At 63.1% G+C, this 12,976-nt stretch carries 10 protein-coding genes; 1 reads left to right on the top strand and 9 read right to left on the bottom strand.

Annotated elements, in window-relative coordinates; all coding sequences use genetic code 11:
* Positions 1 to 32 precede the first annotated feature (32 nt).
* From QD356_RS06215 to QD356_RS06175, 9 genes are all read right to left on the bottom strand, one after another.
* Positions 33 to 1,328, bottom strand: a complete 1,296-nt coding sequence (locus tag QD356_RS06215; RefSeq protein ID WP_131432168.1) for a DUF3100 domain-containing protein — start codon at positions 1,326 to 1,328, stop codon at positions 33 to 35.
* A gap of 338 nt (positions 1,329 to 1,666) precedes the next feature.
* A complete protein-coding gene (locus tag QD356_RS06210) occupies positions 1,667 to 2,857 on the bottom strand; it encodes an AGE family epimerase/isomerase (protein ID WP_192838915.1) in 1,191 nt (396 codons plus the stop codon).
* Positions 2,858 to 2,976: 119 nt separating this feature from the next.
* The gene (locus QD356_RS06205; RefSeq protein WP_192838914.1) at positions 2,977 to 4,320 is read right to left on the bottom strand and encodes a trehalase family glycosidase; all 1,344 of its coding nucleotides are present in this window, start codon (positions 4,318 to 4,320) and stop codon (positions 2,977 to 2,979) included.
* 67 nt (positions 4,321 to 4,387) lie between these two features.
* Positions 4,388 to 5,422: an ABC transporter ATP-binding protein gene (locus tag QD356_RS06200; RefSeq protein ID WP_107334666.1), complete on the bottom strand. Its 1,035-nt coding sequence runs from the start codon at positions 5,420 to 5,422 to the stop codon at positions 4,388 to 4,390.
* 101 nt (positions 5,423 to 5,523) lie between these two features.
* Positions 5,524 to 6,441 (bottom strand): carbohydrate ABC transporter permease, encoded by a 918-nt coding sequence (locus QD356_RS06195; RefSeq protein ID WP_225996575.1) that lies wholly within the window; start codon positions 6,439 to 6,441, stop codon positions 5,524 to 5,526.
* Positions 6,441 to 7,289 (bottom strand): sugar ABC transporter permease, encoded by an 849-nt coding sequence (locus QD356_RS06190; RefSeq protein WP_192838913.1) that lies wholly within the window; start codon positions 7,287 to 7,289, stop codon positions 6,441 to 6,443. The genes QD356_RS06195 and QD356_RS06190 overlap by 1 nt, the downstream gene beginning before the upstream one ends.
* Positions 7,290 to 7,476: 187 nt before the next feature.
* Complete coding sequence (locus QD356_RS06185; RefSeq protein ID WP_054556977.1) at positions 7,477 to 8,745, bottom strand: ABC transporter substrate-binding protein; 1,269 nt, start codon at positions 8,743 to 8,745, stop codon at positions 7,477 to 7,479.
* Positions 8,746 to 8,888: 143 nt separating this feature from the next.
* Positions 8,889 to 9,890 (bottom strand): substrate-binding domain-containing protein, encoded by a 1,002-nt coding sequence (locus QD356_RS06180; RefSeq protein WP_192838912.1) that lies wholly within the window; start codon positions 9,888 to 9,890, stop codon positions 8,889 to 8,891.
* 413 nt (positions 9,891 to 10,303) lie between these two features.
* Complete coding sequence (locus tag QD356_RS06175; RefSeq protein ID WP_054556975.1) at positions 10,304 to 11,695, bottom strand: sugar porter family MFS transporter; 1,392 nt, start codon at positions 11,693 to 11,695, stop codon at positions 10,304 to 10,306.
* Positions 11,696 to 12,020: 325 nt separating this feature from the next.
* On the opposite strand from QD356_RS06175, the gene QD356_RS06170 reads away from it, so the two are divergent.
* On the top strand, positions 12,021 to 12,911 hold the full coding sequence (locus tag QD356_RS06170; protein WP_192838911.1) for an MBL fold metallo-hydrolase: 891 nt from the start codon (positions 12,021 to 12,023) through the stop codon (positions 12,909 to 12,911).
* Positions 12,912 to 12,976 lie beyond the last annotated feature (65 nt).

The following is a 12,976-nucleotide window of genomic DNA, read 5'->3' as shown; positions in this document are numbered from 1 at the left end:
AATGCAAAAGGTACAGCCCGAAGCTCGTGTGATCAGAGCAGTGCCTGCGCCACGACCGCCGAGCCGATATAGGTGCCAGTGAAGACCAGCAGCGAGATGATCACCAGCTTCCAGCCCGCCTGGCGGAACATGCTGAACTCGCGCTTGCTCAGCGCCAGACCCGCATAGCCGAGCACTGGCGTGACGATGGCGAGGAAGTTGACGAAGCCCAGCTGCTCGGTGATCCAGCCGCTGCCCGGGAACCACGGCAGCGTCATCAGGATGCTGACCAGCGACACCCAGGCGATGGCCGGCAGATAGAAGGGCATGACGCGGGCAACCAGCAGGCCGAGCATGGTCATCACGTACAGGATCAGCATGCCGGGGGCGGCGTCGATCAGGCTGGCACCATTGATGGTATTGACCACCCAGCCGACCACGCAGACGGCCGCGACGACCATGGCCGTCTTGCCCAGCTGGTTCTCCGGGCGGTCTTCAACCAGCGCGTCTGAGGCGAGCTTGGCTTCCTCGTCATTCATGGCGTCATCGCTGCCGGCCCGCTTGCGGCTGAAGAAGCGGAACAGGCGCTCGGCGACCGGCAGGGCGATGAACAGCGAGACGTAGAGGCCGGTGGCATAGGTCAGCAGGTTGCTGGCGCCGGCGAAGGCCAGCAGCTCTTCGCCCATCTCCGGCAGGGCACCGGCGATGGCGCCGGAACACGCCGCCACCATGCTGCCGCTGCCGACACCGCAGGCCATGGCCAGTGCACGCGGGTCGAAGATGTCCAGTGAGGTCAGGTAGCCCGCCATCAGCGCGAACCACAGGGTGCCGAACATGGTGCCCACGACATAGACGCCCATCACGCCGACGCCTTCCGGGCCCTTGAGGCCGTATTTGTCGGAGATGATCGCGATATTGGGTTCACGCGCGATGGAGTAGGTCGCACCGATCGCCTCGCGGCCCATCTTGAGCACCACCACCGCGATCGGCATCGCGATCAGCATGGTGCCCAGATTGCCCAGTTCCTGCAGGATCAGTGCCGGACCCGCCGAGATCAGCTGCTCGATGGCCGGACCGATGGTGGAACCGAAGCGGGCAATGAACGGCATGATCGACAGCAGGATGACCGGCCCTGCCGCCGCGCTGACCACCGGCGGGATGAAGCGCCTGGTACCACTGAACAGGTGCGGATTGCAAAGTACGGCGGCAATGAAGGCATAGAACAGCGGCAACAGCAGCAAGGTGCCGGGGCCGAGCGGGAACTTGAGAATACCGATCAGTTCGGCGCCGAGAGACAGCACCACGACCAGCAGGTGCAACCGCCAGTCCAGGAGTTGAGAAAGGGGCATGTGGGACTCCGCTTGTTATTGTAGTTTCTCTAGCTGATGAAACGTCTGGAATGCAGCGCCTCGGGGCATGCCCGCGGCTGTCGGCTGCCACCCTCTGTCGGGGCGGTCAGCGCAATCCAGTATTGTCAGGAGCGGTGCTCTAAAGAAACACGGAGGGTGTGCGAAATAATAGCGCGGGTCGTCATTGCCACTGAACCAGGCGCCCACAACGCAGCGACCCGACACGCCGCGGGAGGCGGCGTGCCGGGTCGTCGGGTGTATCGAATGTGTCGGGTGTATTGAGAGTGACGAGTGTGTCGCGACTGGCCGCAGGCCGCCATTCACGGCCCGGCGTGCAGTCAGTCGCGGGGGATCACGCGCAACAGCTCATGGCAGGCGCCGAGACTGTGATAGTCACACTTGGCACCCGGCGAGCTCTTCAGGTCATCGAAGCGCTGGTTGTCGGCATTCAAAAGGCGATACCAGGCACCGTGCTGGTGGTCGATGAAGTGCTGCCAGGCGTAGCCCCACAGGCGCTCGTACCACTCGGCGTAGTGCGAATCGCCGGTGGCCTCGTGCAGCAGCGCCGCGGCCACCAGGCTCTCGGCCTGCACCCAGAAGTACTTGTCGTCGTCGCAGATGGTGCCATCCGGCGCGAAGCCGTAGTAGATGCCGCCACGCTCGCTGTCCCAGGCCAGATCCACGGCGGTATCGAACAGACGCTGCGCGGTTGGCAGCAGCCAGTCGTCATCGCGATGACGCTTGAGCATCAGCAGCAGCTTGGCCCATTCCGTCAGGTGACCCGGCTGGAATCCCCACGGACGATAGAGGTTCTTGGGGTCGTCGCGGTTGTAGTCCCAGTCGACGTTCCAGTCGCGATCGTAATGCTCCCAGATCAGGCCATCGGCCTTGGCGGCCTGACGCTGGCAGATGTTGCTGGCCAGGGTCATGGCCCGCTCAAGATAGTGCGCCTCGTCGGTGGCTTCGAAGGCGGCCAGCATGGCTTCACAGGCATGCATGTTGGCGTTCTGGCCCCGGTAGTCGGACAGCGTCTGCCAATCGGCGCTGGCCTCGTCGGCATAGAGCCCCGCCTCAGGCGACCAGAACTTTTCTTCCATCAGCGCGCGGGTCTCCTCGAGCCAGCCGCGGGCCTCCTCGATACCGGCGCGCCAGGCCGTCGCATAGGCCAGCATCACGAACGCCAGGCCGTAGCACTGGTTGGTGTGGTCTGCCTCGCCTTGCTCGCTCAGCGACCACAGATAGCCACCGGTCTGCGGATCGAGATGGACATCGCGCAGGTAGTCGATGCCGTGACGGGTCGCGGCCAGACACTGCTCATCACCGCTGCGCAGATATTCCATCGCGAAGTTGAAGACCATCCGCGTGCTGCTGACCAGATGACGCGCCGCGGGCGCATACACCGTGCCGTCGTCGCGCCAGGCCTGGAAGTAGCCACCGCGCTCATGGTCTATCGCCTTGGGCAGATAGAAGTCCATGATCGAGCGGATATGCTCGCCCAGAAAGCCGCGGCTGGCGAACGTTGCCGGCATGGGCGGTACCGCCTGGCGTGACAGCGGTGCCTTTTGCGGTGCCTGCATCAGTGGAGAGGCTTGTTGAGGCTGTTGCTGAGACCGTTGTTGAGACTGTTGCTGAGAGGCGTGCTGAGTCATCAGGAAGCCTCCACGACGCCGGCTGCCGCCTTGCTGGCAGTGAAGCTCTCCAGCGGGTTGAGCCAGTAGAGGTCCATCGCCGCGGTCCAGGAGAAGTCGCGGCCGCCACAGCCTTCGCCGGTCACCGAGTTGAAGTACTCGTAGTAGCCGGCGGCCTCGATGCACTTCTGGCTGGCCTGCTTGATCTGGTCCGCCTCGCGGGACATGCCATATTCCTCGCAGCCGATGGCCAGCATCCAGTTGATGTGCAGCCAGCTCGGTCCGCGCCAGTAACGCTTCGGCTCGAAGCGGGTGCTGGCCGGATGGGTAGAGGCGACACCGAAGGGCGCCTGTTCCAGCCATTCCTCGAGCAGACCGCCCATGCGCTGCGCCTGGGCGCCGCTGGCGACCCCGGCGAACAGCGGCAGAATGCCGGCGGTGGTGACGTGCTCCAGCAGCACGTTGGCACGCGCATCGCGGCTCAGGAAGCAGCCCAGCTCATCGCTCCACAGCGCCTGCACGCCTTCCTCGGTGCGCGCCAGCGACTGCTTGAGGCTGAAGAGCGCCTCGCCGTGGGTGTTGACCAGGCCCAGACCGGCGGCATCCTCTTCGCACAGCGCAATCAGGTCGCGCGTGCCACGGTGCAGGATGGAGATCAGGCTGATGTCCTCGACGCGGTACGGGCAGTCGCGATACAGCACCTCAGCGTCGTGCTCGTTCTGCTGGAAGAACTTCACCAGATAGATGTAGCGATCGTATTCGTACTTGTGCGGGCGCTCGGAGGGATCGACCAGCCCGGTATCGCGACGCACGTATTCGGCATCGACCGGCGGCACGCCAGCCAGCGGGCCATCCCACTGGGGGCTATTGTCCATGCCCGATTCCCACGGGTGATAGCTGCACACGCGGCCGGTGTGTTCCGGATCACGGTCGCGATAGAACCACAGGTGGTAGCGGATGACGCCGGGCAGGGTGGAGGCCAGTTTTTCCTCGGCAAGCTGGCGATCACGGCCTTCCTCGAACAGCAGCTTCATGACGCTGGCCAGCACCGGCGGCTGGGAGATGGCGCTGGTCGAAGGGCTGTGATTGACGCCCCAGACTTCCGGCCCCGGGAAGTAGGTTTCCGCATCACCGTGGAAGACGATGTGCGGCACCATGCCGTTGTCCCACTGGCCTTCCAGCAGGCGCTCGACTTCACGCCAGGCACGCGCTTCGTCACCGGCGGCCAGCCAGCCCAGCGCGGTGATGGCGGCGTCCCAGTTCCACTGGAAGGGGTAGAGGCCACGCGTGGGCACGGTGTAGCCGCCCAGGTCGTTGAGCTTGAGAACGTCGTGAGCGCTGAGCGCGTCGAGCTTGGCATTCATGTAAGTCGGCTCCGTTCGGGATGAAAGGTTTGGGCTGAAAGGTTGGCTAGAGAGGGGGCGGGGTGCCTTACGCTGACATCAGGTGGCCGCTGTGGTCGTAGAAGCGCACCTTCTCGGCCAGCGGGCGGATGTGGATGTCGCTGCCATTGCCGACATCGAGATCGCTCGGCACGTTGACGCGAATCATCTCGTCGCCGAAACGCGCGGTCAGCTGCTTGTGCGATCCCAGCAATTCCGAGACCAGTACGCGCACCGGGGCGAAGTTCTCGGTGGGCTCGAAGCGCACCTCGAAGTCCTCGGGGCGGATACCGCATTTGTGCACCTGCTGGCTCGATTGCTCGGGGCGGGTCGGGTGATTCCAGCGCGCATCCGGCGGGATGAAGTTCATCGGCGGGTTACCGATGAAGCTGCCGACGAATTCGGTCGCCGGGTAGTGGTAGATCTCGGAGGGCGGCGCGTACTGCTCGATCTGGCCACCCTTCATGACCGCGATGCGGTCCGCCAGGCTCATGGCTTCGACCTGGTCGTGGGTCACGTAGATGGTAGTGGTGTCGGAGGCGGCGAGGATGGTCTTGAGCTCGGCGCGCATCTCCAGACGCAGCAGGGCATCCAGATTCGACAGCGGCTCATCCATCAGCAGCACTTCCGGCTCCATCGCCAGGGCGCGCGCGACCGCGACACGCTGACGTTGACCGCCGGAGAGCTGACCGGAGTAATGATCGAGGCGGTCCTCGATATGCATCAGTGCGGCGGTTTCCTTCACCTTGCGCTGGATATGCGCCTCGCTGTCCTTGCGCACGCGCAGGCCGAAGGCGATGTTCTCCGCCACGGTCATGTGCGGGAAGACGGCGTAGTTCTGGAACACCATCGCGATGCGACGATCGCGCGGTGCCAGCGAGGTGATCTCACGCTCGCCGATGCGGATCGAGCCGCTGCTCTCGTATTCCAGTCCCGCGATGATGCGCAGCAGGGTGGACTTGCCGCAGCCGGACGGGCCGAGCAGCACGGTGAACTCCTTGTCGCGGATCTCGAGATCGATGGACTTGAGGATTTCCTGCTTGCCGAACTGCTTGCGTACGGCGCTGATTTGGATGGCTGACATGGTCTGACTCCTTTGATCGAGAGCGGCGGCGAGGAAGTGAACTCGCTTGCGAGAGACGATGATGATCGCCGCCGGTCATTGGCCTGATGAGCGGGCGTACGTTAGCGGTTGGAAATGCCCCACATGCTGAACAGGTACTTCCTGATCGCGAACAGGAACAGCAGCGCCGGGACGACCAGAATCAGACCACCGGCATACTTGATCTCGGCAGGTGACTCGGAAAGGCTCTGCACCAGGAAGGCGGTCAGGGTGCGGTTCTCGACGGTGAGGATTGCCGAGGCGAACACCTCGTTCCACGAGATCACGAAGGCGAACACGGCCGAGGCGGTGATGCCCGGCGCGGCCAGCGGCAGCACCACGCGGCGGAAGGCCTGCCAGCGGTTGCAGCCCATCAGCCAGGCGGCTTCCTCGAGTTCCACCGGAATACCCATGAACAGGCTGGAGGTGATCAGCACCGCAAACGGCAGTGCCAGGGTGGCGTGCACCATCGCCAGACCCAGGATGGAGTCATCGATGCCGACCTGGATGAAGATGACGGCCAGCGGCAGCGCCAGCAGCGGCATCGGGAAGGCCCGCGACAGGATGATGATCATGCGGTAGGCATTCATGCCCGGGAACACGAAGCGGGCCAGTGCATAGCCTGCCGGTGCGCCGAGCACGATGGCGATCACCATGGTGAAGACGGCGGCCAGCAGTGAGTTGCCCAGCGCACTGATCACGCCCTGGTAGTGCCAGAAGAAGTCGAGGGTCTCGAAGCTCAGCGCCGGGGTCAGGGTCTTGGGCCAGCCGGTGATCTGCTCCGGCGTGCTGACGCTGTTGAGCATCAGCAGGGCGATGGGCACCAGTACCCACAGCACCAGGATCGAGACGCCAGCCCGGAACAGCCATTTCCAGGCCATGTCATTGCGCCGTGGCTTGTGGGCGGTCTGCGCCACCTGGCGTGAGGAGTCGGCTGAGGAGTCGCTTGCGCGTGACGAAAGCGATGACGGCATGACGGCCTCGGAAGAAGAGGATTTCATCAGCGGGCCTCCTTCGGCACATTGAGGAACTTGATGTAGAAGCCGGTGATGACCACCGAGATCAGCATGATCAACACCGCGTAGGCCGCAGCGGCACCTGTCTGCTGGTAGAGGAACTGCCAGTCGAAGGTCTCGCTCATCAGTACCGGCATGTCACTGCCGCCCAGCATCATCACTACCGCGAAGACCTCGAGTGCCAGCAGGGTGCGCAGAATCAGCGCCGACTGGATGCTGGGGCGCAGCATCGGCAGGGTGATCTTCCACAGGCGCTGCCAGTAGCTGGCGCCGAACACCTGACCGGCCTCGTCATATTCCTTGGGGATCAGCCCCATGCCCGATACCAGGATCACCAGCACGATGGCGGTACCGCGCCAGATCTCGGCGACCACCACGGCGAGGAACAGCGCGAAGGCATTCTGATAGTTGAGCCAGGACGCCGGCGCATCGATCACGCTGACCGCGCTCAGGAAGCTGTTGAGGAAGCCGAACTGCTCGAGGATCGCCAGCCAGATGATGCCGGCGGCCAGATCGGAGATGCCCAGCGGGATGGTCCAGATGTAGAGGATGCTGTCGCGTCCCTTGTTCATCCTGGTGACCATCAGCGCCATGCCGATGGCCAGCACCAGCTGCAGCGGTACCACGACCCCGGTCAGCAGCAGGGTGTTCTTGAGTGACGGCCAGAAGTTGAAGTCCTGATAGATGCGCGTGAAGTTGGCCAGGCCCACGTTGCCGTCACTGCTGGTGAAGGCCTCGGCGAAGATCTGGATGAACGGATAGAGAAAGAAGGCACCCATGAACAGCAGGCTGGGGGCGATCAGGTAATAAGGTAGCCAGCGATCGTGCTTCATCTTTGCTCACCTTTGGCGTTGTTGTGATGGCTTGTCGGAATGGTTTGGTGGCACCGGGTCGGCATGACAGGGGTTGGCGTACCGTCATGGCGACCCGTCGGGGGGTGCCGTTGCTGCTGCTGTGTTGCGAGTGCTGCGTGTGTGGCGAGTGTTGCGTTCCTGAGTGTTGCGTTCTGGCGCCAGCGGCTTACTTGACCGGGCAGGGGCCGTCGCTGGGCGTATCCGGGAGCCAGCAGCCTGCACCTGATGTGTTGATCAGCGTCTGCAGGCGCGGGGCGAGGATATCCAGCGTCTCCTCGATGTCGGCGTCGCGCAGTACGATCTGCACGAAGGCATCGCGGTAGATCTTGTTGAACAGGCCCGACTGCTGGCCCAGGCCGCTGGGCAGCAGCGAGAGCACGGCGTCATCGGCGGAGGACTGGGCCGCGACCGCCTTGCCGGACATGCGAATGCTGGCGGGCAGGTCATCGGGCAGTTCAGCCTCCACCACCGGGAAGAAGTTGGTGGCCCGCAGGGTGCGAATCTGGGCTTCCGGCGTCATCAGATAGCGGATCAGCTTGCGCGAGGCATCGGGATTCGTGGCATTGGCGGGCACTGCCAGACCGGCGACCACCGGCATGTAGCCGCGTCCGCTGGGGCCGGCGGGGGCCGGGAAGGCCACGTACTGATCCGGCTGCTTGTTGAAGGCATCCTTCAAGCGCGCGGTGTGATCGAAGGCGACCCACACCTCGCCATTGAGCAGCGGTTCCTGCATGAAGCCGTAGGCGGTGGAGCGCGGATTGGTCACCGCCCAGATCTCGCGGAACTTCTGCCACATGGCCACGGCATCATCGCTGCGGAACTCACGCACCACCGAGTGGGTGAAGGACGGGTAGAGATAGCCTTCCAGGAAGCGGTGGATCAGCCCCTTGCGACCGGCCGGGAAGCCCAGCTTGGGGCTGCCGGTGGCCTCCTGCATGTTGCGGCCCCAGGCCAGTAGCTCGTCATAGCTCAGCGCATTCAGGTCGGCGCCTTCGGGCAGGTAGGGCAGCGCCTTGCGATTGGCGGCCATGATGTAGGTCGCCTGCATCCACGGAATGTAGCGCTGCTGGTCGCCGCCCAGCTTGCCCAGCGTCATGTACTGCTGGCTGATGCCCGCGTCCGCAAGCGAGCCTTGCAGGTCATCCAGCGGCGCCAGAATGCTGGGCGTCAGCGACCCCAGTTCGCCGTGCAGCCCGCCGAGCAGATCCAGCGCGCCATCGGGGCTGGTCTTCTCCGCCTCGAGACGCGACAGGAAGGTGCCCGTCTCCTGCGGCATGTAATTGATGGCCTCGGCGTAGGGTGCCAGCGCGATCTCGCGCATCTGCTGGGCCTCTTCCAGCGGTCTGGCCTGGGTGCTGAAGAAGGTGATGTCAGCGAGGGCGGACGTACTGCCCAGCAGCGCCAGCAAAGCGAGGGCGGTTGGCATCTTGCGCATGGAGGTCTCCCCGGTCGGGTGTTGTTTTTCTGGCGTCACGCTGACCACGTTCTGGCGATGGCATTTTCAGATCAGGCGTTTTGCGGTCAGGCGTCTGGCGTCGTGAAATCAGTCGATGATCCTGTGTGCTCAGGCATGTGTGCTCAGGCAGTGGTATCGCGCAGCAGCAGGTCGTAATCGAAGCAGCGATGGCGTGGCGCGCCCTCCTGCGGCGCCAGCACCAGTTCGATCAGCGCCTGACTGACGGTCTCGAACGAGATGTCCAGGGTGCTGAGGCTGGGCTGGCGGTACATCTGCGGCGGCAGGTTATCGGCGCCGATGATGGCGATGTCCTCGCCGGGTGTATGGCCGCAGGCGCTGACCGCTTCCATCACGCCGTAGGCGAAGATGTCGCTGGCACACACGAAGGCGGTGGGGGCGTTGGCCCCGGACAGCGCTTCCTGGGCGACCTGATAGGCGCTGGCATAGCCGTGCGGGCAATGGCGCGAGCTGGGCGCGAGGCCGGCGTCGTGCATGGCCTGCAGATAGCCGGTCTCACGTTCGACGGCGGTGTAGAGGTCGCTGAAGAAATTGAGGAACAGGATATTGCGATGGCCCAGGCCAATCAGATGGCGGGTGGCGCGCATGAAGCCGTCGGCGGCATTGATGTCGACCCAGTCGTGCTGGCTGGCGCGGCCGGTACGACCGTGAGTGACGAAGGGGATGCCGCTGTCGAGCAGGAAGTCGACGCGCGGGTCCTGAATGCGGGTACGGGCCACCACGAAGGAATCGACCTTGCCGCCATCGATGAAGCGCTTGTAGGTGTCCAGCTCGTCGCGGTCCTCGGGCACCGTGGTGACGATGAGGTCATGTTCCGGTGCGGCGTCGTGCAGCGCCTGGCCCAATGCGACCAGCAGGCGGGTGTTGAACTGATCACGAAAGTCGCCCTGAGCGCCGTTCATGATGTAGCCCACCGAGGAGGTGCGGCCTGTCTTCAGGCGGCGTGCACTCTGATTGGGCTTGTAGCCCACTTCACTGGCGTAGGCCTGCACCCGCTCACGGGTCGTGGCGCTGACATCCTCGAATCCGCCCAATGCCCGCGAGACCGTCGTGACTGACAGGCCCAGCTGGCTGGCGAGGTGCTTGAGTGTGATGTTCGGCGGCATGGCACTTTTCCTTTGCGGTAACTATGAGCAGAAACCGTTACCCGAAACGTTTCGGAAGCGATCTTTTCACTGTTTTGATTAGCTTGGCAAGAATGACGAGACCAAAGAATATATCCGTAATAATCCCGACATATGGCGCTGAAAATCGCCGCTCTGGCTGGCGATTGAGCCGGCGACGATACCACGCTATTTGCACGTAGCGATCTGGCGCGCGTCAGCGCAGGAGGAGGGCAGCAAGCCATGTGCGTTGTGGGTAGCGGAGCCGCTCTTATATCGTGAGGCGACGCTCGGCGGGGGGGGCTGACGGGCATGGCTGCCAGAGCCATAAACGCCGACACCCCGCACAGGGCGGGGTGTCGGCGTCTGTAGAGCGTTATTCGAGTCCAGGCTTCAAAGCCCGATCGTCAAGAGCCTCAGTTGCCCTGTGGCGCGAGTGCCGCGGCCTGTTCCTGCTCCTTCTCCTTGCGCGAAGGGCGGATCAGACGGCCCTGCAGGTCCTCAAGCGAGACACCCTTGGTCTCGGGCATGAAGAACAGCACGAACACCAGTTGCAGCAGCATCATGACGGCGAAGAAGGCAAACACCGGCCCGCCGCTGAAGTGGCTGAGGATGGTCGGCATCAGCAGCGCGATCAGCGCCGCGAAGATCCAGTGCACGGAGCTGCCGAAGGACTGGCCCATGGCACGTACCTTGTTGGGGAATATCTCGGAGATGAACACCCAGATCACCGTGCCCTGGCTCATGGCATGCGCCGCGATGAACACGCCCAACAGCACCGGCACACCGTAGCCGCCCATGGCGGAGAAGTCCTCGAGATGGAAGGCCCAGGCGATCAGGCACAGCGACACCAGATAGCCGGCAGAGCCGATCTTGATCAGGGTGCGGCGCCCCAGCTTGTCGATCAGCGACATGCCCAGCAGGGTGAAGACGAGGTTGATCACCCCGATGCCCGCCGTCGAGAGCAGGGCAGCACTCGCTTCCAACTGCGCCTCGGCCAGAATGCGCGGCGCGTAATAGATGATGAAGTTGATGCCGGAGAGCTGATTGAAGGCCGCGATCAGGAAGGCGAACAGCACCGGCAGACGATAGCGCCAGGCGAACAGACGGGTATGCTGCTTGGCACTTGCCTCGCTTTCGGTGCCGCGGATGATGGCGATTTCCTCGGCGATATCGGCCTTGGGGTTGATCAGCGCGATGATCTCGGCGGCGGCCGCCTCATCGTTGCGCTTGAGGATCAACCAGCGCGGGCTGCGCGGCACCTTGCAGATCATCAACAGATAGAGCGCGGCCGGCACGGCTTCCACGCCCAGCATCCAGCGCCAGTTCTCACCATCGATGAAGCCGATGAAGTAGTTGGAGACGAAGGCGATCAGGATCCCGAAGACGATATTGAACTGATAGAGCCCGACCAGCGCACCACGCCGCTTGCGCGGAGCGATTTCCGAGATGTAGATAGGCGCCGCGACGGATGAGGCCCCCACGCCCAGCCCGCCCAGCAGACGGAAGAACGAGAACACATAAGGGTCAGTGGCCAGCGCCGACCCCAGCGCCGAGACCAGATAGAGGATACCGATGCCGATCAGCGTGGCGCGGCGCCCGAAGCGATCGGTCGGCCAGTTGCCGAAGATGGCGCCGATCACCGTGCCCCACAGGGCCATCGACATGATGATGAGGCCGTGGTTGAGATCGCTCAGACCCCACTGGCTCTGCAGTGAGGTATCCGCCCCCGAGATGACGGCGGTATCGAAACCGAACAGGAAGCCGGCGAGGGCAACCGTGATCGACCATTGAAGTATTCGTGACATGGCGTAGCTCGTCCAATGAGGGCTAGGGTAAGTGACAGCAACTTGTGAAGCTTAATCGTTCAAGATTGTATGGCTGAATCGTGTCACCGCGCAATGTCAGCATAGCGTGTGCGATTCTTTCTATCAGCTATACCTTATGGTGAAAGGCATTTCGTTGAGGGATGTCGCTAATTGCCTATTCGGAAATTCAATAGCTAGAACAATAGGTTATTGAAAACGCCTTATTGTTATTCTTTATGGTTTTAACGTTATTCTATTTTGCGTTATTGCAGCTGCAAGCGTAGGCTTGAGACATCAATCCTTGAGCGAAGCAGGAGGTCGGAAGATGGCAACCTCAACACAGCGCCCCCAGGTCGAGAGCTTCTTCGACGAAGACAGCAACACCTTCACGCACCTGGTGCGCGACCCGCAGTCCCGCCAGTGCGCGATCATCGATCCCGTGCTCGACTTCGATTATCCCGCAGGCCACACCAGTACCCGCTCAGCGGATGCCTTGCTTGCGCATATCGAAGCTGAGTCCCTCGAGGTGACGTGGATTCTCGAGACCCACGTCCACGCCGACCATCTGTCAGCGGCCGCCTATCTGAAAGGCAAGCTGGATTGCCAGCTGGCGATCGGGGCGCGCATACGCGAAGTGCAGGACATCTTTGCCGATATCTTCGCCGCCGAGGCGGGCTTCGCGCGTGATGGCCGCCAGTTCGATCGCTTGCTGGAAGAGGGCGACAGCCTGGCGATCGGGGGGCTTGAATGCCGCGTGCTGCATACGCCGGGTCATACGCCGGCCTGCGTCAGCTACGTGATCGGCGACGCCGTCTTCGTCGGCGATACCCTGTTCATGCCCGATTACGGCACCGCGCGCTGCGATTTCCCCGGCGGCGATGCGCGTACGCTGTATCGCTCGATTCACAAGGTGCTTTCGCTTCCGGGCAGCACGCGCATCTTCCTGTGCCATGATTATTCGGCCGAAGGGCGGGAAGGCTTCTGCTGTCAGACGTCGGTGGGTGAGCAGCGTGAGCACAATATTCATGTGCATGACGGCATCGATGAGCAGGCCTTCGTCGACATGCGTACCAAGCGTGATGCCGGGCTTGGCATGCCGCGTCTGATGCTGCCGGCGGTGCAGGTGAACATGCGTGCCGGCCAGATGCCGCCGGCGGAAGACAACGGTCGCGCCTATCTCAAGATTCCGCTCAACCTGCCGTTTGATCAGCTGTGATGGCTGCCATGCCGGCAGGGAGTATGTCCAGGCACTTTGCCTATGTAGCTTGCTTACGTAATTTT

The sequence above is a fragment of the Cobetia sp. 2AS genome, from assembly GCF_029846355.1.
Taxonomy (GTDB): Bacteria; Pseudomonadota; Gammaproteobacteria; order Pseudomonadales; family Halomonadaceae; genus Cobetia; species Cobetia amphilecti.
The sequence above is the reverse complement of the archived record's forward strand: the minus strand, read 5'-3'. Positions and strand labels throughout refer to the sequence as shown.

Bases quoted from the DNA above. Each gene is read 5' to 3' on its own strand.
- QD356_RS06210 (WP_192838915.1), bottom strand. From the start codon at position 2,857: ATGCCGGCAACGTTCGCCAGCCGCGGCTTTCTGGGCGAGCATATCCGC.
- QD356_RS06205 (WP_192838914.1), bottom strand. From the start codon at position 4,320: ATGAATGCCAAGCTCGACGCGCTCAGCGCTCACGACGTTCTCAAGCTC.
- QD356_RS06200 (WP_107334666.1), bottom strand. From the start codon at position 5,422: ATGTCAGCCATCCAAATCAGCGCCGTACGCAAGCAGTTCGGCAAGCAG.
- QD356_RS06175 (WP_054556975.1), bottom strand. From the start codon at position 11,695: ATGTCACGAATACTTCAATGGTCGATCACGGTTGCCCTCGCCGGCTTC.
- QD356_RS06180 (WP_192838912.1), bottom strand. From the start codon at position 9,890: ATGCCGCCGAACATCACACTCAAGCACCTCGCCAGCCAGCTGGGCCTG.
- QD356_RS06185 (WP_054556977.1), bottom strand. From the start codon at position 8,745: ATGCGCAAGATGCCAACCGCCCTCGCTTTGCTGGCGCTGCTGGGCAGT.
- QD356_RS06195 (WP_225996575.1), bottom strand. From the start codon at position 6,441: ATGAAATCCTCTTCTTCCGAGGCCGTCATGCCGTCATCGCTTTCGTCA.
- QD356_RS06190 (WP_192838913.1), bottom strand. From the start codon at position 7,289: ATGAAGCACGATCGCTGGCTACCTTATTACCTGATCGCCCCCAGCCTG.
- QD356_RS06170 (WP_192838911.1), top strand. From the start codon at position 12,021: ATGGCAACCTCAACACAGCGCCCCCAGGTCGAGAGCTTCTTCGACGAA.
- QD356_RS06215 (WP_131432168.1), bottom strand. From the start codon at position 1,328: ATGCCCCTTTCTCAACTCCTGGACTGGCGGTTGCACCTGCTGGTCGTG.